Annotated in this window: 16 protein-coding genes; 7 read left to right on the top strand and 9 right to left on the bottom strand. The window is 61.9% G+C overall.

Annotated elements, in window-relative coordinates; translation table 11 throughout:
* Positions 1-53 precede the first annotated feature (53 nt).
* The 6 genes from ACSQ3Y_RS29090 to ACSQ3Y_RS29065 all read right to left on the bottom strand — a co-directional run bounded on the left by ACSQ3Y_RS29090 (position 54) and on the right by ACSQ3Y_RS29065 (position 11,019).
* A complete protein-coding gene (locus ACSQ3Y_RS29090) occupies positions 54-542 on the bottom strand; it encodes a GAF domain-containing protein (RefSeq protein ID WP_436179685.1) in 489 nt (162 codons plus the stop codon).
* A gap of 594 nt (positions 543-1,136) precedes the next feature.
* Positions 1,137-2,459 (bottom strand): sensor histidine kinase, encoded by a 1,323-nt coding sequence (locus ACSQ3Y_RS29085; protein ID WP_436179684.1) that lies wholly within the window; start codon positions 2,457-2,459, stop codon positions 1,137-1,139.
* A gap of 678 nt (positions 2,460-3,137) precedes the next feature.
* Positions 3,138-4,883, bottom strand: coding sequence for an amidohydrolase family protein (locus ACSQ3Y_RS29080; RefSeq protein ID WP_436179683.1), 1,746 nt, complete (start codon positions 4,881-4,883; stop codon positions 3,138-3,140).
* Positions 4,884-4,897: 14 nt separating this feature from the next.
* Positions 4,898-6,979, bottom strand: a complete 2,082-nt coding sequence (locus ACSQ3Y_RS29075; RefSeq protein ID WP_436179682.1) for a S8 family serine peptidase — start codon at positions 6,977-6,979, stop codon at positions 4,898-4,900.
* A complete protein-coding gene (locus ACSQ3Y_RS29070; RefSeq protein ID WP_436179681.1) occupies positions 6,967-7,947 on the bottom strand; it encodes a trypsin-like serine peptidase in 981 nt (326 codons plus the stop codon). The genes ACSQ3Y_RS29075 and ACSQ3Y_RS29070 overlap by 13 nt, the downstream gene beginning before the upstream one ends.
* Positions 7,948-10,509: 2,562 nt before the next feature.
* A complete protein-coding gene (locus ACSQ3Y_RS29065; protein ID WP_110535242.1) occupies positions 10,510-11,019 on the bottom strand; it encodes a hypothetical protein in 510 nt (169 codons plus the stop codon).
* A 190-nt stretch (positions 11,020-11,209) separates the two neighbouring features.
* Between ACSQ3Y_RS29065 and ACSQ3Y_RS29060 the strand changes: the two genes are divergently transcribed.
* The 3 genes from ACSQ3Y_RS29060 to ACSQ3Y_RS29050 all read left to right on the top strand — a co-directional run bounded on the left by ACSQ3Y_RS29060 (position 11,210) and on the right by ACSQ3Y_RS29050 (position 14,263).
* Positions 11,210-11,518: a helix-turn-helix domain-containing protein gene (locus ACSQ3Y_RS29060; protein WP_110535728.1), complete on the top strand. Its 309-nt coding sequence runs from the start codon at positions 11,210-11,212 to the stop codon at positions 11,516-11,518.
* Between the two features lie 390 nt (positions 11,519-11,908).
* The gene (gene rarD, locus ACSQ3Y_RS29055) at positions 11,909-12,802 is read left to right on the top strand and encodes an EamA family transporter RarD (RefSeq protein WP_436179680.1); all 894 of its coding nucleotides are present in this window, start codon (positions 11,909-11,911) and stop codon (positions 12,800-12,802) included.
* A gap of 174 nt (positions 12,803-12,976) precedes the next feature.
* Positions 12,977-14,263: a GGDEF domain-containing protein gene (locus ACSQ3Y_RS29050; protein ID WP_436179679.1), complete on the top strand. Its 1,287-nt coding sequence runs from the start codon at positions 12,977-12,979 to the stop codon at positions 14,261-14,263.
* Between the two features lie 165 nt (positions 14,264-14,428).
* On the opposite strand, the gene ACSQ3Y_RS29045 is transcribed toward ACSQ3Y_RS29050, so the two are convergent.
* Positions 14,429-14,899, bottom strand: a complete 471-nt coding sequence (locus tag ACSQ3Y_RS29045) for a YqaA family protein (protein WP_200961103.1) — start codon at positions 14,897-14,899, stop codon at positions 14,429-14,431.
* A gap of 153 nt (positions 14,900-15,052) precedes the next feature.
* Between ACSQ3Y_RS29045 and ACSQ3Y_RS29040 the strand changes: the two genes are divergently transcribed.
* The 4 genes from ACSQ3Y_RS29040 (at position 15,053) to purH (ending at position 18,734) form a co-directional block, all read left to right on the top strand.
* Positions 15,053-15,592, top strand: coding sequence for a M15 family metallopeptidase (locus ACSQ3Y_RS29040; RefSeq protein WP_428003541.1), 540 nt, complete (start codon positions 15,053-15,055; stop codon positions 15,590-15,592).
* A 155-nt stretch (positions 15,593-15,747) separates the two neighbouring features.
* On the top strand, positions 15,748-16,803 hold the full coding sequence (dusB, locus tag ACSQ3Y_RS29035) for a tRNA dihydrouridine synthase DusB (protein ID WP_057201738.1): 1,056 nt from the start codon (positions 15,748-15,750) through the stop codon (positions 16,801-16,803).
* Positions 16,800-17,033: a Fis family transcriptional regulator gene (locus ACSQ3Y_RS29030; protein WP_057201739.1), complete on the top strand. Its 234-nt coding sequence runs from the start codon at positions 16,800-16,802 to the stop codon at positions 17,031-17,033. Before dusB ends, ACSQ3Y_RS29030 begins: the two co-directional genes overlap by 4 nt.
* A 99-nt stretch (positions 17,034-17,132) precedes the next feature.
* Complete coding sequence (gene purH, locus ACSQ3Y_RS29025) at positions 17,133-18,734, top strand: bifunctional phosphoribosylaminoimidazolecarboxamide formyltransferase/IMP cyclohydrolase (RefSeq protein ID WP_428003542.1); 1,602 nt, start codon at positions 17,133-17,135, stop codon at positions 18,732-18,734.
* 86 nt (positions 18,735-18,820) lie between these two features.
* Here purH and ACSQ3Y_RS29020 read toward each other — a convergent pair whose 3' ends face one another.
* Positions 18,821-20,599 (bottom strand): alkaline phosphatase D family protein, encoded by a 1,779-nt coding sequence (locus tag ACSQ3Y_RS29020; protein WP_428003543.1) that lies wholly within the window; start codon positions 20,597-20,599, stop codon positions 18,821-18,823.
* Between the two features lie 74 nt (positions 20,600-20,673).
* A complete protein-coding gene (gene pobA / locus ACSQ3Y_RS29015; protein ID WP_057201742.1) occupies positions 20,674-21,885 on the bottom strand; it encodes a 4-hydroxybenzoate 3-monooxygenase in 1,212 nt (403 codons plus the stop codon).
* Positions 21,886-21,984: the final 99 nt, after the last annotated feature.

Raw genomic sequence — 21,984 nt, 5'->3', positions numbered from 1 at the left:
GAGATCACCCCTACTGTGCCGAGCCGGGTACTGCAGGCTTGCATTGAGCCATCCTATTTCGCAGTGGGATAGGGGGGCACCAGATCGTTCAGCGTGAGGTAGCTCGCCACCAGGAGCATCAGTTTGGTGTCGACCTGGGCAACGTCCCTGGGCACCAGGTCGTAGTGGCACAAGGTGCCCACGATGGTCCCATTCGAATCCATGACCGGAACGCCCACATAGGAGGCCACCGCAGATCTTGCGGGGTGCGAATTCAGGCGTTCGTCCACCAGCGCGTGGGGCGTCTTAAAAGGTTTGCCGCTCTCGCGCACATAGCAGCAGTAGGTGGCGTTCTGTGACACCTCCACCGCGCTCATTGCAGACGGGTCTTGCCGATCAAAGTGCACAGCGGCATTGGCCATGCCGCCCTGGAACCGCCAAATGCCGATGTAGCGGAAGTCCGTCATCAGCAGTAGTCTCGCAAGGGCATCGCGTACTGACCGATTCTTGGCGGTCAGCACGAAGTCGGCGAAGGTTGCACTTGACGAGGGAGAAGAAGGCATGCGATTCTAATGTTGGCCGGTACGCGAGAAAGGTCGCCCCAGGTCCATTGTCACAGAGATCAGGGCTACAGCAGCAGCAACACGCTCACGGCAACCGGGTTCTACATCCCGACCCAGTGCGGCACCGGCGATTTGCGGAAGGGAGGACGATGACCTGTAGCCTGATCGTGGTGGATGATTTTCACAATACGCTTGTAACCCTGCAGGAGCTTTTTTGACTCGACGGGAGAGACGTTAGATCAGCTTCCAGCGGGACCGAAGCCATCGCGCTCATGAACGAGCGACCTGCCTAGGTAGTGTGGATCGATGAAGATTTGTACGACTTCTCAGGTTCGGATCTGGCATTTCACCTGAAGGCGATTGTGCAGACCCACTACCCACATAGAGAGTGCATTACCGTCGCAGTGCGAGGAGACCTTTCGCCTGAAGAGATGCGCGACATCCCTGGCTTCGACTATGCGTTCTCCAAACCCTTGGACTTCGCTAAGTTCGATTCGTTTCTTGCTGAGTGCGATCAGCGATTCAGGAATTCCAAACGAGCAACAGGGAACCCAATGCCACCTGCGGCCAGCTGACCAGATCTGACTGAGAAGCTCAGCATTGGTCTGTTGAGCGCATGGCTGCGCTGGCTTCCAATGTTGAAAGAGATTTAGGAAGCCTTACGGTAAACGTGCTTCCCTGCTGTAACCCGGGACTTGAAACGGCCACCACGCCGCCGTGCAGCTCCACGATTTGGCGCACCAGTGCCAGGCCGATGCCCAGGCCTCCATAGTCGGGCGCGGGGTTTTCGCTCACCTGCATGAACATGTCAAACACGCGGTTGAGCATCTCCGCAGGAATGCCCTTGCCCGTGTCCGCCACCTCGAACACGACGCCGCCGGTATCGGAAGCGGCCGTGACCTGGATATGGCCCCCGCTCTCGGTGTATTTGGTGGCATTGTTGATGAGGTTGATGAGCACCTGCGCCAAGCGGCGTGGATCGACCTCCAGTACCAGCGGGTCCGAGGGAGCGAACACCTGCAGGGATAGGCCCTTTGCGTCTACCATGGGCGCCGACACCTCCAAGGCCAAAGACAGAATGTCCTGCGCCGTGGTGCGTTCAGTCTGCAGTTTGAGCTTGCCGCTGCGGATGCTCACCACGTCCGTGATGTCCTCCACAAGCGAGGCCAACTGCTTGGTCTGCTTCTGGATGATGGCGATGGTCTTGTGCTGCGCGGACACTTCGCCCTGCGCCAATGACAGGACCTTGGCCGCCAGGCCGATAGAGCCGAGCGGGTTGCGTATCTCATGAGCGAGCATGGCCAGGAAGTTGTCCTTGTTCCGGTCGACTTCCTGAAGATGGTTGGCAAGCGCCACCGATTGCATGGCTGCACCCGCGAAATTTGTGAGCACGCCCACAATGCGCAGATCCTCCGCATCGAATGTACGGTCATCATGGTTGATCACCCACACCGTACCTACCGGTCTTCCCTCGCGGTGAAACGGCAACAGCAATGCCTCTCGCACCGGCGCATGCAGGGATTTGATGTACGGAAATACCTTAACCGGCTCGCGCATGACCATGGCCTGGTTCTTCGCCACCACGCTGCCGCACGGGCTAAAGTTGCGTGGCATGGTGCCTTTGACGTAGCGCGCGAACTCGCCTGCAGTTGCGATCCACTCGAAGATGATGCCCGGCTGTCGATCTCGCTCAAGAGTGACACCCGCCGAGTTCGCGCCGGTGAGCGCCATGGCCGCTTCGGCAAGGGCTTGGGGCAGTTCTTCGGGGCGGTTGGCCAGCATCTCGACCAGCTTGGCCATGCTGCGGCTTTCGGCCTCGAAATCGCTGGCGCGTGAAGGACGCGCTGCCACGGTCGCGGTTACATCGACGTCTCCCAGGGAGACTACCGTGTCTTCAAGGATGGCGTGGTCTGTCATATCGACCCCTGGAAAAGTGGACTGGGTGATGCGTACGGGTGCCGAAGCTCGACGACAGAAGTCGCCAACATTCGTCCCAGATCCGTGGAATTCTCCGGGAAAACCTCACGTACCTGTGGGGTGCAAATTGGGCGCGGCAGCGGTGAACCGACCGGCGCCAGGGTATTTTCGCCTACTTCCAGTTAATGAGGCACGGGCACACCAGCACGGGCAAAGTGCGTCTGCACCACATAGGTGACAACGTTGCGATCCGATCGTGGGTTAAAGCACTCTGTGATCTAACGCCGGTAAGTTGCCTCTCAAAACCTGCGGTCGCTCCCGGACGCAGTCAAGATGTCTTCGCTGGACGCTTACTTTTATTCGACCGGCAACCCCCCATTCGTTGCGGGAACAGAGCCGCCTGCTAGGCTAGATCGGTCCCCAAGCACGCGTGCCAAGATTGAAAATCGTGACGTTGCCGCGCAGCGCGCGCATCTGCCCGCCCTACGAAGCCAAGTGGGCATCCCTGGATGGCTCGCCTATCGACGTCAATGTCGGGCCCTGGCTGCAGCAGACGTGCGAGGTCGCACTTCCGGGCGGCAGCACCCAGCCTATAGCAGCCTTTACAACGGAATGTTGATTTCCATCCAGAAGTGACCCACTAAGCCCTGTGGCCGTCCGTTGGAGGCTGCCATGGGGCTATTCCAAGAGGGGCAAGCGAGAGGCTGGAAGACCGTTTTTCACGTAGAAGGCCTCCAGACGCTTTCGCCCCGGGTCACCCGCCCTTAGGCTGAGGAACTTTGCTGCATTGCCCGAAAACAGGCGCTTGAGCCGCTCTGCGTCCTTTCCGTCGCCGCCGGTGAATACTCTGGTCCGGAAGTACTCGTACACGCTACCCGAAAAGATGTCGTAGGACTTGTCAAGGCCGAGCATCGTCCAATCGGTTCCGAACATTAGGTGCTGACAGTCGGGGTCGAACTCAGACATCCACCGCTTCAAGGTCACCGTGTATGCCGACAGATCCGCATCAGTTCGGCCGAAAAGCTCGGAGAGGTAACTGATGTCGCCGAACACTGGCGCCATCGGATTCGCTTTCAAGTGACGGCCCAGCGTCCATTCCCAACTGGACTCAGGCAGAGGCTTGCCTTTCTCGGAGTCCGACGTGGACGCGAAGTGCCCGAAGTGGGCCAAGCAGACCCTCAGCGTGGGCCATTTACGGAAGACTGGTAGCCAGAACTCCGGATCTGCGCGCTTGGAGTAGTCATTTCCGCCGCTGTTGCTGTTGTTGGCGTGGGCGATGACGCTCCCGCCCTCGCGTACGCAAGCGTCGAACAGGCGGCCCATGGCCTTATCAAGCGACGCGCCAATCTGGCGCGAGCCATCCTCTGGGCGAACCTCGCACTTCGCCGTCGATTGGTCGACAGGCTGCCCGTTGAGCAGCTGTTGAAACGTCTTGGTGTCAGGGTACCTTTGGCACGTGGCCAACTCGTTGCCAGTGGCTCTGAAACCCATGGGTGGATACAACTTGACGCCAACAAAGCCGTGCAGACGGATCGCATCCACGACGACCTGCAGCGGGTCGTAGTCCTTGCGGATGCCTTTGTCGAACAGCACCTGGCGAAGGGGGTCGAAGCCGACATACCCGTGAACAGCCGGTCCCTTCTTCCGCAGCGCAACGCGCCCCATAACCTCCACTTGGAGAGGAATCGGGGAGGTCTCAACATGCTCGCCGAGCCAGTTGTCGTAGTCGACGATGGCCGGGCAGAGCAGCAAAGGCGAGAAGCCTTGGCGTGCATGGTCGGCGGCCAGCTTCTCCGCCAGAATGTAGCGGTAGCGAGTAAACAAACCAAACCACCGAAGTAGCAGGCCCAAGTCAACCTTGGACTTGTAGGCCCGTTCAGCCACGAGTTTTGCGCCGTCGTCTGGAATTGGGCCGCTCATGACCGAAACTGATGTGTCGCCTGCGGCACGTAGTAGCGCGCGACGCACCTTCTTGATGCCTCTGTCCTCGGGAGTGTCAGAGACGCCCATCGCGCCAGATGCGGCGAACTCCGCGATGGCATTTATGACGGCCGACTCGTTGACCTTGTCGTCGGAGTTGACCATGTTGATCTGTTCGCCCTTAAGGGCCTTTATCTCGTCCTCAGCCGACGGGGCTTTCGTGCGCCCCACGATCCAGGTGAAGAGGGCAATCAACCCGTCCAGCGCATCGGGGTCTTCGATTGAGAGCGTCTTGATGGCGTCCTTGGGGTAGTGTTCCAGAACGACGATCTTGATAAACCTCACTGTCGGCAAGTCGCTGCTGTTGAAGAGGTGACAGTGAATGTCCACAAGCCCTGTTCCCTTTGGCGCCGTTGGACCGGTGGCAGGTGCGGTTGAACAGCCCTGTAGCGGCAGGCCGCCTAAGATGGCGCCGCCGGTAGCCAGCAGAAGTCGTCTTTTCATCAAATGCTCCCTCTTTAGTTCGAACGAGACTCTGGGCGGACGATCAGCTCCGCCACCTCTTCCAACGGTTTAGACAGGATTTTCCGAGGCTTCAGCTCAACGAAGCCGGTGGGCGTGAGCATCCAACTGGCTTCAAAGACAATCTGGCCATCTGTGTTCCCAGCCAGCGGGCACGGCTGATCCAAGTTGGAATTCAGCCGACCCGTGAACAAGCGGTCAGCGGTCTTGCTTCGCTTGATTGCCCAGACGTCGGGCAGCGGATCTTCATTACTGTGATCGGCCTCCTCGCATCTGGCGCCAGAGAGCTTCAGCGCTTCTCCAACGTAGCGGCCGCGTTCCTCGCCTGTGACCTCAATGTAGTCTTGGAACCAAAGAAGAGCCTTGGGGATGTTGAGGCGAACGCCGTAGGCAAGTCGCTTGAGGTCATCGACGTTATCCATGAGGTCGCCGGAGACGATAAACCTTTGCTTTACCGCCGCTGCGGAGGCGGATGTGTCAAGGGACCAAAGCAGTGACCCTCCGAACGTGATGGCGGGGGCGGCTTGGGACGTCCCGCTAAGCGCAACCGGCGCTGGCTGATTGGATATCCAAGAGTCGATTTCGCAACCGGGTGCGGCCATGTCTACCGACTTGCCGCTCTTATTAGAAAACGGAGCCAGCCCACCATCACCATCTAGAGCTGCCACACTGATGACATTCTTAGCCATGAGACCACCCAATGAAGCCGGATAGGCCTTGAGCTCTGTCACATCACTGTGGCTGTTCCCTGCGGCGACCACGAACAGGCTGTCGTCGAACCTCTTGAAGAGAGCGCGATAGCCCTCGCCAGCATCGTTGTCGACACGACCATCGTGAGTGAGGCTCATGTTGATGATGTGTCGACGCTTGTCCGTTGGAATCAGCGATGACAGGGAGTGGTATGCCCCACCAATCAAGTGCTCATTGCCATTTGCAACGTTTAAGATATTCACCGAGGCCCACGTGCTCACTGCAACCGGCCACTGGTTCAGAAAATAGTTGAAGCTCGGCCCGCCTAAAGCGAGTCCTGTCACGTGTGTTCCGTGGCCGCGGATTGCGTCGGGTGCCGCTTCAGCGTCGAAACTGACCGGACGAAGCTCCTCGCCGCTTGAGATCACATATGACCGCGCGACCGTGGTTTTGGGGTTGACATCAAAATATCGGCGATTGAAGGGACTACCGTCGAACGCGACTTCCAACCCTTTGCTCGGGTCCGCGCCCATGAAGCCGTTGTCGACAATCGTTATGGATGTCTGTCCGTTCGGGGGCAATGGCTCGACTTGGTTTCGGCGGTCGTCCGCAAAACGATAGAAGGCGGCCACCTCTTTGGCGTCGAATTGGGCTCCAGATGGCTTGCGACACTTGGTCTCTGCGGCTGCTACCGTTCCCCCAATAATGATTTTCCCTTGCTGCGGTAGTGGTACCCGAACAAATGCCGACACCGAAACGTTTGGCGCCTTATCTTGCACGGATTGCCCCACGATGGCTTTGAACTTCTCCGGTGACATGTTGACTGGTGTAAGCGCAACAGGCGCAGTTCGGTGAGCTCCATAAACGAACTTCTTCGCATCACCCGTATTTACCCGATTAGCGGTCGCGCCGAAGAACTTCTTCAGCACTGATGGCATGCCATCGCCACCGGTCAATTCCGTGTAGATCTTCTTCTTGTTCTCGTCTGGTGTTACCTCGCGCTTGATGCCAACGTCGCTGCGCTCAACGTACAGGCACGCTGGAAATACAATAGTGGTGGCGAGGTCTCCAAGTACCAGTCCTTTGCTTAAGGCCATGGAGCTATTGGCCGCCGAGAGGGCTTCGAAGTATGCATCCCGGTAGCTTCCGCACACCTTGGCGATGGCCGCCTCCAAAGGCATCTTTGCGAGCTGCGCGCGCATTCCTTCGCCGACATCAAACGGGGCAGCATTTTTCGCGATAGCAGCCACGGTTGCGTCGGGCACATGCGGCCCCACCGCCCGAAGCACTACCACTGCCTCTTCCTGTTGAGCGTGCGTAGTCGCGCAAACGCTGATAAGCGCTAGACCAAGTACTCTGCTGAGGTTGCGGAAAGTCATTGCCTGCATGGATAGTCCCCTGCCTTCTTGTTCACGCCGCAGATGGTTGGGGCGATGGCCGGCTTGAGCTTTTCCTCGTCCTTCAACCACTCTCGAGCCCAGGTGTCGAAGGTGATGGTCGAGGTCGAAGAGACGAACGACAGGATGTCGTAGCCGCCAACGACCTTCTCCATGTTGATAGAGGAGTTCACCGCGCGAATACGCCGCTTGGCACGAGGGTTCGTCGTCGTGGCGCCGGAAAACATTGGCCCGCCGGAATCGCCCGGACACAGCGCAGGCTCCTCACCTCGGACGGAGCGCAATCGTGCATAGGCGGGCTGAGCTGGGTCGTACTTCGGCGCCCTCTCAACCTGCTGGTCGCCGATGCGCAAGGTCTTGTCGGACGACTTCCAACTGAACTCCTCGTTGACAACCTTGAGGTCTGTGCAGCCGTAGCCAACCATCAGCACCTTGTCGTCCTTCACAAGAGTCTGGGTGACTTCAACTACCTCAATGGTGAGCGCTTTGAGGGATGCCGGAAGGGGGTCCTTCCCCCGCCAGATACAGAGTGCGTAGTCCTCGCTTCCGCGTGGGGACGTGATCCGAGGCGGATGCTGAAGATACGCAGGACTGATCGTGCAGTTAAACAGAAGCTTGCGCCCATCAACCTCCACCCACAGCTCGCGAGGTTTTGGTGAGAGAGCTGCATCAACGCAGTGAGCCGCGGTCAGCATCACGGTAGGTCCCACGAAGGTCGCTGTGCAGGACGCCATACCAGAGCCCACCGGAATCTGCGCGATGGCTAGGGCTGGCCAGTCGCCGACGCTCACTGTCACCCCGCCTGACAATTGCACTTTGCCTGCCGGAATAATGGCGGTTGCAAGTCGGAAGAAAACCTTCTCGGAATCCGCCTTCGTAGCGGGAGTAGATGCTGAAGTGCTAGGCGCTGATGCCGTGATCGCACGAGAAAGCGGTGGCGTCTGGGCAAATGAACCCATGAGCATGGACGCGAGACTCGCTGCGGCTACTTGGCGGGAGAAAGTTGAAAGGGCGTTCATTGGTCGGCGAACGATATCGCGCTGCGCTGCGCCGCAAGCCCGCAAGACCATCGTGTGGCTGGCTCTATCACTGAATGCCATTTCACCCTCCCGTTCGACCCGGCACAGCAACGGCGAACATCGCCGAAGCCAACCCAAGTCAATATTTGTAATAAGGGTATCAGTTGCACGAAAGAACCTCCAACTTTTTATGGCAGTTGGTTCGAATGGCGAAGCCCGCTGTGGTCTGCAGCGCTGGGCAACGAGGATCCTGCCGCTGGCAGAGAGAAGCCTAGGCCCCGCTCGCACGTAACTCGGCAATCGAACGATCAACAGGGGGAAAACGACCTGGCATCAGGCAAGCGTGTATCCACGGTAGAAGGCTGGACCGGCAACAGCGGGCCACCGCATCGCCGATTCGGGCAAACACTTGCCACTGGAGAGTGCGGCCGGCAAGTTGGCGAGCACCAGCCGTCGCCCTTGACTGAGACCAGCGTGATGCCAACCAGCTTGCTGGCGGCATCGACCTGCAGCCGCTCACCCGCTCGCAGGCTCTTGCCGCCCAACTCGGGCAGGGATCCCCGCAGGCGGTACCAGCGAGCCGGACACGATCGCAACGGCCAGCGACTGCGCATCGCTGCGCGTGCCCGCACCGCCGTAACATCGCCTGCCAGCGCCATAGGCTGGCGTGCAGTGGGCTAGTTATCGACGCCGAGCCCGGCACGTGACAAAAATCAGCACGGCCTGGTCGTGGACCTGGGTGGTCTTGAGCTGCGTACCGGCAGGGCCTGGATCTGCAGGGATTGGCCGTGGACAGCGATGCTCGGCTCCACTGGCGTGCTACCTGTGCCGGGCAGCACGATGGTGGTGCCAGCCGCGCTGGAATCGCCTTCACGCCCGAGCTGATCTGTGTGTCCAGCCATGCCGGTCCAGCCGTTCAACTCATATGGCGCCGCCTGTCCACCAACGACCGAAGCATTCAAGCTGCAAAGAGTTATTTCTGCCTACCTGCTTCAATGCGGGCATCCACTTCAGCTCTTGCTATGGCAAGAGCTTCCACGGATTCGGATGCTTGCTTCTGATTCACATCCCCAAGACCTACTCGGGCAAGGTGGGAGGGCGGCACAGGTTGCGTCTTGACTTTCTGTCTTCCGCAAAGCCTCGATTTGAGCGTCGAGGTTTTGGCGTTGCGCGAGAAGTTCTTTATAGTTCGGCATAAATTTATCGGTCCGTTAAACACTAGATACTGACCCAAATACTACATCAGTCCTCCGCTGATATGGAGTCGATCCAGCGTTCAAAGTCTTGAACGTATGCGTACTTGTTTTTGCCGTCTGCTATGGGAATCGCCGAACCTCGCAGAAATGACCAAAAGCTGCTTTGGTAGGGCTCGGGAAGTGTGTCAACCACAACGTAGATCGCGTCCACATAACGGTAGGTTGCAATAGACTTCCTAACAGGCTGAAGAAATACCTCCCGGCCGGCGTTTCCCAAAAATCTTCGACCTCGTAGAACGCGCTACAAGCGACTTTCCTGACGCTGGCAAGGGGTAAGGCACCCTCGAATCGAACAAATTTCAGATCCGAAAACAGTATTTCTTCAGCCTGCTAAGACCTTCAAGCACGAGTGAGCTCGACATTTTCAACGCGCAGAAGTGGGCCAGTTAGGTCGGCAGTCTGTGTGAACCTCGCATCTCGTGCGGTGCCACGCCTCTTGAATGAGTTTGCCAGGCGCTCCGCACAGTTCACAGGTTTGGAGTGAGAGGCTTTCAGTGTGCGCAACAATCGCCGCGTCGGCGGGGTCAAGTGGGCTAAAACGCAGAGTTAAGCGACCCCACTTTTCGCGAGCGATATGCGCGCGGGCCTGCACCCCTCCACCATCTGCGCGAGCTTGCAGTTGAATCAAAAGCGTCTCGAGAATTGATAGCCAACCTGGACCTCCGGTTGGGTGACATCTGGGGAAGATGAAAGGAAATTTTGACTCCAAGTCGCAAATGCTCATAGCGGACTCCCGATGCTTTCGAAGAAATTTTCGATTCGATGTTGCTCGGCTGTTCTCTGGTCGATGGTCCAATCTGTTCTATATCCTACCTTCAAAAGCTGTCGATAGTGAAGGCGCAAACTGTCTAAGCCCTTCTGCTTTAGAGGATTGACGCCGCTTCTGCACATAGGGCATTTCCCCTCTTCGCCAACATCGACGCGAGTGCCCAACCAATCGCATCGAGGGCATCCCATCGGGCTGTTGGGGGATTCGACTTCGTAGGTCATTAGATGGTCCCTTTGCTGGACATTTCAGTATGAGATAGCAGAAGTACGATGTTGGCCGAATGCCGAAGTAGCCGCGAAGCCAATTCACTCTTTTTGGGTGCAAGAATTCACTACGGTACTGCTATCTGGTGCATGGGTCACCTGCAAGTGGTGCGACTACGCGCCGAGTCACTCATCTCGGCGAATCGCACTCGAAAATTGTCGAGCGCCCATTGGGTTCTATCCGGGAGTGCCAGCGTGCAACCTGACCCCAACCCTATTTCGACGTGTGCGTCGAACATTCACGTTCGGAGTGATCTGTCTCTACTAAATGCGTGACATACGCCCCCGACTCGGGGTCGTGGTACCCAACACCCGCATCCAGGCTGCTGTCGCGGGCTGCAAGATAGGCCTTCGTCACCGTCAGTTCACTGTAATAAAGGTGAGTACTGAAGATCCGCAAAACCTGACCTACGGCACGTTCCATGCGCGCGTTCTCTCCTCGCAGAAACGTAATGAACGCCTGTTGCTCAAGTGCAAGATCGGATGCCAGGCCATGGGGATAACCGTCGGGAGAGCCGATGCCAAAGATGCTGACCAGCCCGGATCCCTCTACGAAAAAAATCGCCTCAAAACGCTGGATCAAAGACTCGCTTCGGCTCACTTCCACGTCGGCCACCCAAAGCTCTTCATCACTTCTCGGAAACTTGGCTACGAAGCGCGGGAGGTTCACTTCGGCGACCAGCGGGGCCGTGTCGTCGATCAAATCCAGACTGTCCAGGCGCATCGCGGTCTCACTCCCTCGGTGAAGAGCGCAGCGACATCACACTACGCGTGTTCGTGAAAAGCGGGCGAGAACCGCTCCAGAAGAACGTCAAGCGTCGCCCCCTGCCCATGCGCAACCCTCGAAAAAGCTGCTTTCAAATGAACACTATAGATTGTAGTCCTATAGTGTTCATTTGGCGGTAATCGGAGGAATGTCCTCCAAGCGCCGCGTCACCAACAGCCTTCCTCGCGCAATCAAGGCTATTCGGGACGTGCGTGCGCTTAGCCAGGAGGATTTCAGCTTGGTTTCCAGCCGTACCTACATGAGCACCGTGGAGCGTGGCCTCAAGAGCCCAACGTTAGGCAAACTGGAGCAGATCGCATCGGTGATGCAAATCCATCCCCTCACATTGCTAGTACTCACCTATGCGAGCTCCGCGTCGCCTAACGCGGCCGCAGAAATGTTCGACATAGTCCAACGCGATGTTGAACAGCTCTGGCCGCGCGAACGTAAAGTGTAGATGCGGTGTCCTCAGTGCTTACCCAACTGCAGCGGTTGTGGTGCTGCGATTCCGTTGTGAGGCCTCAAGTTGAGGGTGCTGAAATTTAGAACGGAAAGCGCAGCCGGGCTGTAAACCTTTTGTTGAAGTTGTCTTGAAGCAACACTACCAAAACTTTTTTTGTGTCCATATGGACGGCGCGAAAATGCAAACAAGTTAAATTAATTCAATGGCTTAAGCAGGTGTCCATACAAATTTACGTAGGGGTGCAGGGTCAACGTCTGACCCCTGGCAGATTCCCCGGCAGGCGCCCTTGCTCCTGCCCCGCATCCCTGCAGTGCCCCGTGCCTTGCAGGGATTTTTTTCATGTGCCCCCGGCGATGCGCCGTGTGCCGATGCCCTGATGGACCCATGAACACCGGAATCCTCTACGCCAGCCTGGCCTATGTCGCCTGGGGCCTCTTGCCCCTGTACTTTCGCCAGGTGGCCGATGTGCCGGCGCTCGAAGTGGTGGTGCACCGCACCGCCTGGGCGCTCATGTTCCTGCTGGTGGTGCTGGGCCTGCGCCGGCAGTGGGCCTGGCTGCCGGCGCTGCTGCGCCAGCCCCGGGTGGTGCTGGCCTTCGGGCTGTCGGCGCTGCTGCTCTCGTCCAACTGGCTGACCTATGTGTGGGCGGTGCAGAACCAGCATGTGGTGGACGCCAGCCTGGGCTACTTCATCCTGCCGCTGGTGAACGTGGCCATGGGTTTCTTCTTTTTGCACGAGCGGCCCCGGCGCGGGCAGTGGCTGGCGCTGGCCGTGGCGGCTGCCGGTGTGCTGTGGCTCACGGTGCAGACCGGCAGGCTGCCGTGGATTGCGCTGGTGTTGGCGCTCACTTTTGGTGTCTATGGCCTGCTGCGCAAGCTGGCGCCCCTGGGTGCGCTGGAAGGGCTGACCCTGGAGACGCTGATGCTCGCGCCGCTGGCCTTCGGCGCCATGGCCTGGTGGGCCTGGCAAGGGCAGGGCGTGCTGGTGCAGGGCGATGCCGCCTCGGTTGGCTGGCTGGCGCTGGCGGGGCCGCTCACGGCCATCCCGCTGCTGCTGTTCGCTGCCGGTGCCCGCCGGCTGCCCCTGGCGACGCTGGGCATCCTGCAGTACATCTCGCCCAGCCTGCAGTTCGCGCTGGGCGTCTGGCTGTTCCATGAGCCCCTGCAGCCGTCCCGGCTGGCAGGCTTCGTGCTTATCTGGGCTGCATTGCTCGTCTACAGCCTGGAGGGCTGGTGGCAACTGCGGGCAGGCTCCGCCGCCGTGGCGGCAGGGCGCTGATGGGGGTGGCTACTGGAAAACACGGGGGCAATAGCGATAGGCTGTACCTAAAATACCGGGTCCCATGATCGGGGCCCTCGACTGGGCGTGTGCGCCATGTTTGTGCGGGCGAGGCCCTGCTGGCTGTCCATTGACTGAAAAAACGAACGTTTCCAACCAAGTGCACAGACCACCATGGGCGCCACCTCCCCTTTCTCGACGCTCTTCGGACGCAAGAAGCCGCTGTTTGCCAACACGGACGCCTTTCCGCTGACGGACGCCATCCTGGAGTTCGATGACTCCAGCGACGAGACGGCGATCCATCACCACCCTTCGCGCAGGGAAATGGATGCGGCCGGCCAGCCACGCGATCTGGCCACTGCCCGCCGCTGGTGGATCGCCAGTGGCCTGATTGCCTTGTATTTCGTGGCGATGCTGGTGTTCCATGCGATGGGCCTGGTGCAGACGCGCACCGTGTTCGTGGCCCTGGCGCTGGTGGCCGTGTTCGTGCCGGTGTTCGCCATGGTTTTTGCACTGGGCCTGCACCATCGCTTCAAGGAAAAGCAGCTCAAGCTGCCCATTGCCGCTGTGGCCTATGGCGGCCTGCTGCTCATCTGCTACCTCGACCCCATCATGCAGATCCTGATGGCGCCGTTCGCCTTTGTCGTCGTGGCCTATTCCATGTACCGCGTCTCGGGCCGTGCGCTCATTGCCCTGGCGGCCCTGCTGCTGCTGGGCTATGCGGTGGTGATCGCGGTGCACTACGCAGAGCAGTCCAACGACGCGCTGCTGCGGCTGGAGCTTGCGCACTGGCTGTCGCTGGCGTTCGCGCTGCCGGCCGTCATCCTGCTGATCGGCAAGGTGCAGAAGCTGCACCGTGTGCTGCACCGCGCCAGCCGCAAGATCCGCAACATCCAGCAGGATGCGCAGCGCGACACGCTGGTGGGCTGCTTCAACCGGCGCTACACGGTGGCGGCTCTCGAAGAGCAAAAGCAGCTCGCCGATGAAAGCGGCATCCCGCTGTGCCTGGCGGTCATCGACCTGGACCACTTCAAGCGCATCAACGACGAGCTCGGCCACCTGGGTGGCGACGAGGTGCTGCGCACCTTCTCGCGCGTGGCGCAGGACAACGTGCGTGCGGGCGACATCTTCGGGCGCTACGGCGGCGAGGAGTTTCTGCTGATCTTCCCGGGCACCTCGCTGCTGCCGGCGCTCAATACCTGCGAGCGCATCCGCTCGCACGTCGAATCGCATCCCTGGACCGATGTGCTCAAGAGCCGCGTGTCGGTGTCCATCGGTGTCACACAGTACATCCTGGGCGAGTCGGTGCTCGAATTCTTCTCGCGCGCCGACACCGCCATGTACATGGCCAAGGAAGGCGGGCGCAACCAGGTGGTGGTGGAGGAGCCCGTCTCCAAGGGTGATTCGTCCATCGCGCCCCTGGGCACCGAGAAGGATTTCCTGGGTACGCCCGCACCCTGAGAAGGTGCGAACGAACCCGGCATACCCGCTCATCCCGCCAAAACGCGCGCGCTCGTCGTTGCAAATGCTCGCCATAGCCCGAGCTATGGCTGTGCTTTGCGCCTAGATCGCACGCGTTTTGACGGCCTGCTCGGCCCGCCGGATTCCTTCACCCCTTCTGAGCGATCAGGTGCCGATCTGCCCCGGCATGAAGTGCAGCAACACGGTGGTCATTACCATGTAGCGCATGAACTTGCCCACCGCCATGTAGGCCAGGCACGGCCAGAACGGCAGCTTGAGCCAGCCGGCCACGGCGCACAGCGGGTCGCCCACCACGGGCAGCCAGCTGAGCAGGCAGGCGCGGGCGCCAAAGCGTTCCAGCCACGCCAGCGCACGCACATTGGTTGTGTGCCCACGGGCCTTGTCCACGGCCTTGTGGGCCCCGAGGCCCATCCACCAACTGACCCCGCCGCCCAGGGTGTTGCCCACCGTGGCCACCAGGATGGCGGGCCAGTACATCTCCGGGTTGAGCTTGATGAGGCCAAAAACGGCCGGCTCCGAACCCAGCGGCAGCAGTGTCGCCGAGATGAACGAGACCACGAAGACGGTGCTCAGGCCGAACTGCGGCAGGGCCAGCCACTGCATCAGCTGGTGCATCCATATTTCCATGCACCGGAGTTTAGGGGCACCCCGCGCACGAAAAGCCGGGTGAAGGCTCCGTCCTACACCGGTGCGCGCCATCCGCGCATGGCCCGTGGCGAGGTCTGTTTGTATCGTTCATGGACGCTACCGCTCAAGCAGGAGGCCCCCATGCACAGCACCCACCACACCACCACCGCAACCCACCGCAGCCCCTGGCTATCGCTGGCAGCGGCGGCGCTGCTGGCCGCATGCGTGCAAAGCCCCCAGGCGGCCGTGCCCCAGCCAGTGGCTGCGTTGCCATCGGGCGCGATCAGCGTGGTGCAGGAGCGCGGCTGCGGCGCCAATGGCCAACCGGCGGCCCTGCGCTCTGCGCAAGACGGCCTCAAGGCCCAAGGGATGGCGCTCAAGGCCCGGTGCGATCTCCAGACAGGTGCCTGGGTGGTGCAGGTCATCGTGGTCGACGGCATGCGTGCCAGCAAGGTGGTGCGCGGGCCTCTGGCCGATGGAGGCGAGGTGGACATGGGCACGCCTTCCGGGGTGCTGAGCTCTGCCACGCAGAACCTCTCGCCGGACGTGCACCACAACCGCCAATGGCTGCGCGCTTTGATGGCGCACCACCAGTTCGATAACCTGCCCGGCGCCTGGTGGCACTATGCCCAGCGCGGCATGCCGGTACAGGCCAGCGATACCGACCTCGCGGCGCGCTGACAAGGCATCACCGGAGGGGTGCGCAGCGGCACTGTTGCGCAGCAGCACAGGCGGGCTGTAAAAGTCGCGCAGATTTCATTTGCTGAAATTTTGAGCAGGTACAATCCTGCCTCCTTTTTCAGCATTCGCAGCTTCGGCGCACCCCCATCCTTCCCATGCACATCGGCCACATTCCTTTGGCGAACCGCTTGTTCGTCGCCCCCATGGCGGGCGTCACGGACCGGCCGTTTCGCCAGCTGTGCAAGGAACTGGGGGCGGGCTATGCCGTGAGTGAAATGGTGACCTCGCGCAAGGACTTGTGGAACAGCCTCAAGACCTCGCGCCGGGCCAACCATGAAGGGGAGCCGGGGCCGATCGCGGTGCAGATCGCCGGCACCGAGGCGCAGATGATGGCCGAGGCTGCGGTCTACAACGTGGAGCGCGGTGCGCAGATCATCGACATCAACATGGGCTGTCCGGCCAAGAAGGTGTGCAACAAGTGGGCCGGCTCAGCCCTGATGCAGGACGAGGCGCTGGCCGTGTCCATCGCGCAGGCGGTGGTCGAGGCCTGTGCGCCGCACCAGGTGCCCGTCACGCTCAAGATGCGCACCGGCTGGTGCCAGGAGCACAAGAACGCCGTCGCGCTGGCGCGCCAGTTTGAGGCCGTGGGGATCCAGATGCTCACGGTGCATGGACGCACGCGCGAGCAGGGCTACAAGGGCCATGCCGAGTACGACACCATCGCCGCCGTGAAGGCGGCGGTGCGCGTACCGGTGGTGGCCAATGGCGACATCACTTCGCCCGAGAAAGCGCGCGAGGTGCTGGCCGCCACGGGGGCCGATGCGATCATGATCGGCCGCGCGGCACAAGGACGACCGTGGATCTTCCGCGAGATCGGGCATTTTCTCGCCACGGGCGAACACCTGGCGCCACCGCTGGTGGCCGAGGTACGGCGCCTGCTGCTCGAGCATCTGCACGACCACTACCGCCTGTATGGCGAGCTGACCGGGGTGCGCAGTGCGCGCAAGCACATTGCCTGGTACCTGCGCTCCATGCCGGGCGGCGAAGCCTTTCGACAACACATCAACACCATAGAGGACTGCGCGGCCCAGTGGCAGGCGGTGGCGGACTATCTGGATGCCCTGGCGCAGCAGATGGACCGCTTTCCCGCCGCCAGCACACTGGCTGCCGACGCAGACCCCAGCGAAGAACAAGAGGGATTGGCTGCATGAGCAAGAAACATATTGAAGAATGCGTGCGCGAGAGCCTGCAGGGCTACTTTCGCGACCTGGGCGGAGAGACGCCCGATGGCATGTACGACATGCTGGTGCGCGTGGTCGAAAGGCCGCTGCTGGAAGTCGTGATGCAGCAGGCCGACAACAACCAGTCGCGCGCTGCTGAATGGCTGGGCCTGAACCGCAACACCCTGCGCAAGAAGCTGGTGGAACACAAGCTGATCTGATGCCCCGTTGCGCCGGGCAACGCTGGCGCTTCCCACTACCGCAGTGCAGTTGCCGGCAACTGCACCCCACCCGATTCCAAACTCCTTTACCGACCTGCCATGAACGCACTTCTTTCCGTCTCCGACAAAACCGGCATTGTTGAATTTGCCCAGGCGCTGCACGCCCTGGGCATCAAGCTGCTGTCCACCGGGGGCACCGCCAAGCTGCTGGCCGACAAGGGCCTGCCCGTAACCGAAGTGGCCGAGGTCACCCAGTTCCCCGAAATGCTCGACGGCCGCGTGAAGACCCTGCACCCCAAGGTACACGGCGGCCTGCTGGCGCGCCGCGAGCTGCCCGAGCACATGGCCGCGCTCAAGGCGCATGGCATCGACACCATCGACCTGCTGGTGGTCAACCTCTACCCCTTCGAGTCCACCGTGGCCAAGGCCGGCTGCACGCTGGCCGACGCCATCGAGAACATCGACATAGGCGGCCCCGCCATGGTGCGCAGCGCCGCCAAGAACTGGAAGGACGTGGGCGTGCTGACCGATGCCTCGCAGTACCCCGCCGTGCTCGAAGAACTCAAGGCCTCGGGCAAGCTCTCGGACAAGCTGCGCTTTGCGCTGTCGGTGGCGGCATTCAACCGCATTGCCCAGTACGACGGCGCGATCAGCGACTACCTCTCGTCCGTCAGCTTCGAGGAAGACAAGCTGTCCGAAACCTACGTGCCCGCGCGTGCCCAGTTCGCCGGCCAGAGCAACGGCATCTTCACCAAGGTGCAGGACCTGCGCTACGGCGAGAACGCCCACCAGCAGGCCGCGCTGTACCGCGACCTGCACCCCGCGCCCGGCTCGCTGGTCACCGGGGTGCAACTGCAGGGCAAGGAGCTGTCGTACAACAACATCGCCGACGCCGATGCCGCCTGGGAATGCGTCAAGAGCTTCGAGGCGCCGGCCTGCGTTATCGTCAAGCACGCCAACCCCTGCGGCGTGGCCGTGGGCCTGGACGCGCTGGACAGCTACGGCAAGGCCTTCCAGACGGACCCCACCAGCGCCTTCGGCGGCATCATCGCCTTCAACCGCCCGGTGGACGGCAAGGCAGCGCAGCAGATCTCCAAGCAGTTCGTCGAAGTGCTGATGGCCCCGGACTTCACGGCCGAGGCGCTCGAAGTCTTCAAGGCCAAGGCCAATGTGCGCCTGCTCAAGATCGCACTGCCCGCCCACGGCGGCACCACCGACTGGCAGCGTGGCCGCAACGCCATGGATGCCAAGCGCATCGGTTCGGGCCTGCTGCTGCAGACCGCCGACAACCAGGAGCTGTCGCTGATCGACCTCAAGGTCGTGACCAAGAAGCAGCCTACGCTCGAAGAGATGGAAGACCTGCTGTTCGCCTGGAAAGTGGCCAAGTACGTCAAGAGCAATGCCATCGTCTTCTGCAAGGGTGGCATGACCATGGGCGTGGGGGCCGGCCAGATGAGCCGCCTCGACTCGGCCCGCATCGCCAGCATCAAGGCCGGCCATGCCAGTCTGAGCCTGCAGGGCACCGTGGTGGCCAGCGACGCGTTCTTCCCCTTCCGCGATGGCCTGGATGTCGTGGTCGATGCCGGTGCCACCTGCGTGATCCAGCCCGGCGGCTCGATGCGCGACAACGAAGTCATCGACGCTGCGAACGAGCGCGGCGTGTCCATGGTGTTCAGCGGCGTGCGCCACTTCCGGCATTGATCCGGTTGCGATGCCGCCGCCAGCGGTGGCATTGGCGCACAAGAAAGGCGGCCTCGGCCGCCTTTTTCTTTCCTGGTCCGGTTCGTTCAGACCGCCACGATGCGGCCGCGCCCGGCGGTGCCGGCCACCACCTTGAGTGACTTGTCCGTGCTGGCGATGTAGCTGCGGCTGGTGATGGTGTTCACGTAGACCCAGTCGGCGCGGCACTCGGTGGCCGTGGCGGTAAGCAGCATGTAGCCGCGGCGCGAGGTGTCGCAGTATTTGAGCGGCGAGATCAGTTGCTGCAGTGCGCCGGCCAGCACGGCCGGGTTTTCCTTGGGCAGGTAGTCCTCGAACCCAGGAGAGGTGACGGACGAGGTGGCGAACTCCACGCCCACGGCATTGCCGCCCAGGTCGGCCAGCTCGTTGGCCCAGGCGTTGTGCGTGTCGCCCGACAGCACCACCAGGTTCTTGTTCAAGCCGCGCGCCATGCCCAGCACGGTTTCGCGCGCGGCTTGGTAGCCGTCCCATGCATCGAGGTTGTAGGGGATGGAGGGCTGGGCCAGCACGCCCTTTTCGGTCGCTGTCAGCGTGGCGGGTGCCGCCTGCGCCTTGGCCACGATGGCCGCGTACTGGGACACGCTCACCCCGGCCCCAGGCTGCAGGGTGTCGATGAGGATGGGGGCAGGGATGTTCATGCGGCCCATCAGCACCTGCTGGCCCAGCACCTGCCAGGTGGCGGACGATGCGGCCATCTGCTGCTGCAGCCACTGGGTCTGTGTGCTGCCCATGAGCTGGCGCGTGGGGGCGCCCACGGCAGCGGTGAAGCCCGCGGCATCGAAGCCGCTGGCCGTGAAGAAGCGGCTGTAGTCGGCCTGCTCGTCGCGCCCGATCACGCGGGTGTCGAGCATGTGCAGGGCCACCAGGTCGCCGAAGGCAAAGCTGCGGTAGATCAGTTCGGGCTGCGCGTTGCGGGTGGGCATCCACTCGTGGTAGGCCTGCATCGCCACGGCCTTGCGCGCGGCAAAGCTGCCTTCGGTCGCGCTCTGGTGGTTCTCGGCGCCATTGGCCCAGGTGTCGTTGGCGATCTCGTGGTCGTCCCACACGGCGATCATGGGGGCGGCGGCATGCAGGGCCTGCAGATCGGCATCGGTCTTGTACTGGGCGTGGCGCGTGCGGTAGTCGGCCAGTGACAGGATTTCACCCACAGGCTGGGAGAGGCGGCCCAGTTGCTCGGCATTGGCGGACGCGTAGCCGCCCCGGGCATATTCGTACACGTAGTCGCCCAGGTGCACGGTCGCGTCCAGGTCATTGCGGCGTGCCGCCTCTGCATACACGTTGAAGTAGCCGGCAGGGTAGTTGGCGCAGGAGAACACGGCCAGGCGCACCTGGGACACGCTGCCGGTCGGCAGGGTGCGCGTGCGCGCCGTGGCCGAGGTGGCGGCATAGGCCATGAAGCGGTAGTAGTACGGGGTGGCAGGCCTGAGGCCGGTGGCATCAACCTTCACCGTGAAGTCGCGGGCCGCCGTGGCGGATGCCGTGCCCTGGGCCACCAGGGTGGCAAAAGCGGAGTCGCTTGCCACTTCCCAGCGCACGGGGATGTCGGCGCTGTGGTTGGCGGGCGGCGTGACGCGCGTCCACAGGATGACGCGGTCGCTCAGGGGATCGCCGCTGGCCACGCCATGCGCAAAGCGCACCTCCGGTGCATCGTCGCTGCCGCCGCAGGCCGCCAGGGGCAGGGTGCCCAGTGCTGCAGCACCGAGCGCCAACTGGCGCACAAAGCTGCGGCGGCTGGCATGGGCGGGATCGGCTGGGGCATCGTTCTCGGGTGCATTGCCCTGCAGCAGATTGGTCAGCGGGCGTGGGGTTCGGGGAGGGCGGTTCATGGTGGAGCGGTCCGTTGTGTATCCGCCAAGGCTCGCATGGCGGTGTGACGGACCGATGAACGGCCACCCCGTTGTCAGCGCCCGTGTGCCGACGTTGTTGCCTGCGCCCCGAAATCCATCGGCAGCCCCACATAGTTCTCGGCCAGCGCGGTGGATGCGGCGCGCGAGTGGACCAGGTAGTCGAGCTCGGCCTCCTGCATCTTCTGGCCGAACTCGCCGGTGTCCGGAAAACGGTGCATCAGCGAGGTGAACCACCACGAGAAGCGTTCGGCGCGCCACACGCGGCGCAGGCAGCGGTCGGAGTAGGTATCGATGCCGGCATCCGACTTGTCGCCGTAATGATCGGCGAAGGCGTTCCACAGGTAACCCACGTCGCTGGCCGCCAGGTTCAGGCCCTTGGCACCCGTGGGCGGCACGATGTGGGCCGCGTCGCCGGCCAGGAACAGGCGGCCAAAGCGCATGGGCTCGGCCACGAAGCTGCGCAGCGGCGCGATGCTCATCTCCAGCGCCGGGCCGGTCACCAGGTTCGCGCGCGCCTCGGGGTCCAGCCGATTGCCCAGTTCGGCCCAGAACTGGTCGATGCTCCAGTTCTCCAGCTTGTCGGTGTCGGGCACCTGCAGGTAGTAGCGGCTGCGCGTGGTGCTGCGCATGCTGCACAGCGCAAAGCCGCGCTCGGTGTTGGCGTAGATCAGCTCGTGCGAAACCGGCGGCACATCGGCCAGCACGCCCAGCCAGCCGAAGGGGTAGACGCGTTCATAGGTCTTGAGCGCGCCCTCGGGCACGCTGGCGCGGCACACGCCGTGGTAGCCGTCGCAGCCGGCGATGAAGTCGCAGGTGATCTCGTGCGCCTGGCCATCCTTCTCATAGGTCACACGGGGCTTGCCACCGTCGAAGTCGTGCACGCGGACGTTGCCGGCTTCATATACGGTGACCAGGCCCGCAGCGGAGCGCGCATCCATCAGGTCGTGCGTGACCTCGGTCTGGCCGTACACCGTCACGCGGCTGCCGCCGCTGAGCGCATGCAGGTCGATGCGGTGGCGCTGGCCCTTGAACAACAGCTCGATGCCGTCGTGCGGCAGGCCCTGTGCATGGGCGCGGGCGCTCACGCCGGCTTTCTCCAGCAGGTCCATGGTGACCTGTTCGAGCACGCCGGCGCGGATGCGGCCGAGCACGTAGTCGGCGCTGCGCTGCTCGATGATGACGGCGTCGATGCCGGATGTGTGCAGCAACTGGCCGAGCAGCAGACCGGCCGGGCCGGCGCCGATGATGGCAACCTGGGTACGCATGGATGAACCTCGCAAAGCTGGGGAAGGAAGGCCCCGAGCACCGGCTCGAAGGCATGGCCCAAGCGTAGGTTGACGCAGGTCAACGCGGGGTGCCTCCCG

This window comes from Acidovorax sp. LjRoot66 (assembly GCF_964253305.1).
GTDB lineage: Bacteria > Pseudomonadota > Gammaproteobacteria > Burkholderiales > Burkholderiaceae_C > Acidovorax.
The sequence above is the reverse complement of the archived record's forward strand: the minus strand, read 5'-3'. Positions and strand labels throughout refer to the sequence as shown.

Coding starts and splice junctions, on each gene's coding strand:
- ACSQ3Y_RS29090 (WP_436179685.1), bottom strand. CDS start 542: ATGCCTTCTTCTCCCTCGTCAAGTGCAACCTTCGCCGACTTCGTGCTG.
- ACSQ3Y_RS29085 (WP_436179684.1), bottom strand. CDS start 2,459: ATGACAGACCACGCCATCCTTGAAGACACGGTAGTCTCCCTGGGAGAC.
- ACSQ3Y_RS29080 (WP_436179683.1), bottom strand. CDS start 4,883: ATGAAAAGACGACTTCTGCTGGCTACCGGCGGCGCCATCTTAGGCGGC.
- ACSQ3Y_RS29075 (WP_436179682.1), bottom strand. CDS start 6,979: ATGCAGGCAATGACTTTCCGCAACCTCAGCAGAGTACTTGGTCTAGCG.
- ACSQ3Y_RS29070 (WP_436179681.1), bottom strand. CDS start 7,947: ATGGGTTCATTTGCCCAGACGCCACCGCTTTCTCGTGCGATCACGGCA.
- ACSQ3Y_RS29065 (WP_110535242.1), bottom strand. CDS start 11,019: ATGCGCCTGGACAGTCTGGATTTGATCGACGACACGGCCCCGCTGGTC.
- ACSQ3Y_RS29060 (WP_110535728.1), top strand. CDS start 11,210: ATGTCCTCCAAGCGCCGCGTCACCAACAGCCTTCCTCGCGCAATCAAG.
- rarD (WP_436179680.1), top strand. CDS start 11,909: ATGAACACCGGAATCCTCTACGCCAGCCTGGCCTATGTCGCCTGGGGC.
- ACSQ3Y_RS29050 (WP_436179679.1), top strand. CDS start 12,977: ATGGGCGCCACCTCCCCTTTCTCGACGCTCTTCGGACGCAAGAAGCCG.
- ACSQ3Y_RS29045 (WP_200961103.1), bottom strand. CDS start 14,899: ATGCACCAGCTGATGCAGTGGCTGGCCCTGCCGCAGTTCGGCCTGAGC.
- ACSQ3Y_RS29040 (WP_428003541.1), top strand. CDS start 15,053: ATGCACAGCACCCACCACACCACCACCGCAACCCACCGCAGCCCCTGG.
- dusB (WP_057201738.1), top strand. CDS start 15,748: ATGCACATCGGCCACATTCCTTTGGCGAACCGCTTGTTCGTCGCCCCC.
- ACSQ3Y_RS29030 (WP_057201739.1), top strand. CDS start 16,800: ATGAGCAAGAAACATATTGAAGAATGCGTGCGCGAGAGCCTGCAGGGC.
- purH (WP_428003542.1), top strand. CDS start 17,133: ATGAACGCACTTCTTTCCGTCTCCGACAAAACCGGCATTGTTGAATTT.
- ACSQ3Y_RS29020 (WP_428003543.1), bottom strand. CDS start 20,599: ATGAACCGCCCTCCCCGAACCCCACGCCCGCTGACCAATCTGCTGCAG.
- pobA (WP_057201742.1), bottom strand. CDS start 21,885: ATGCGTACCCAGGTTGCCATCATCGGCGCCGGCCCGGCCGGTCTGCTG.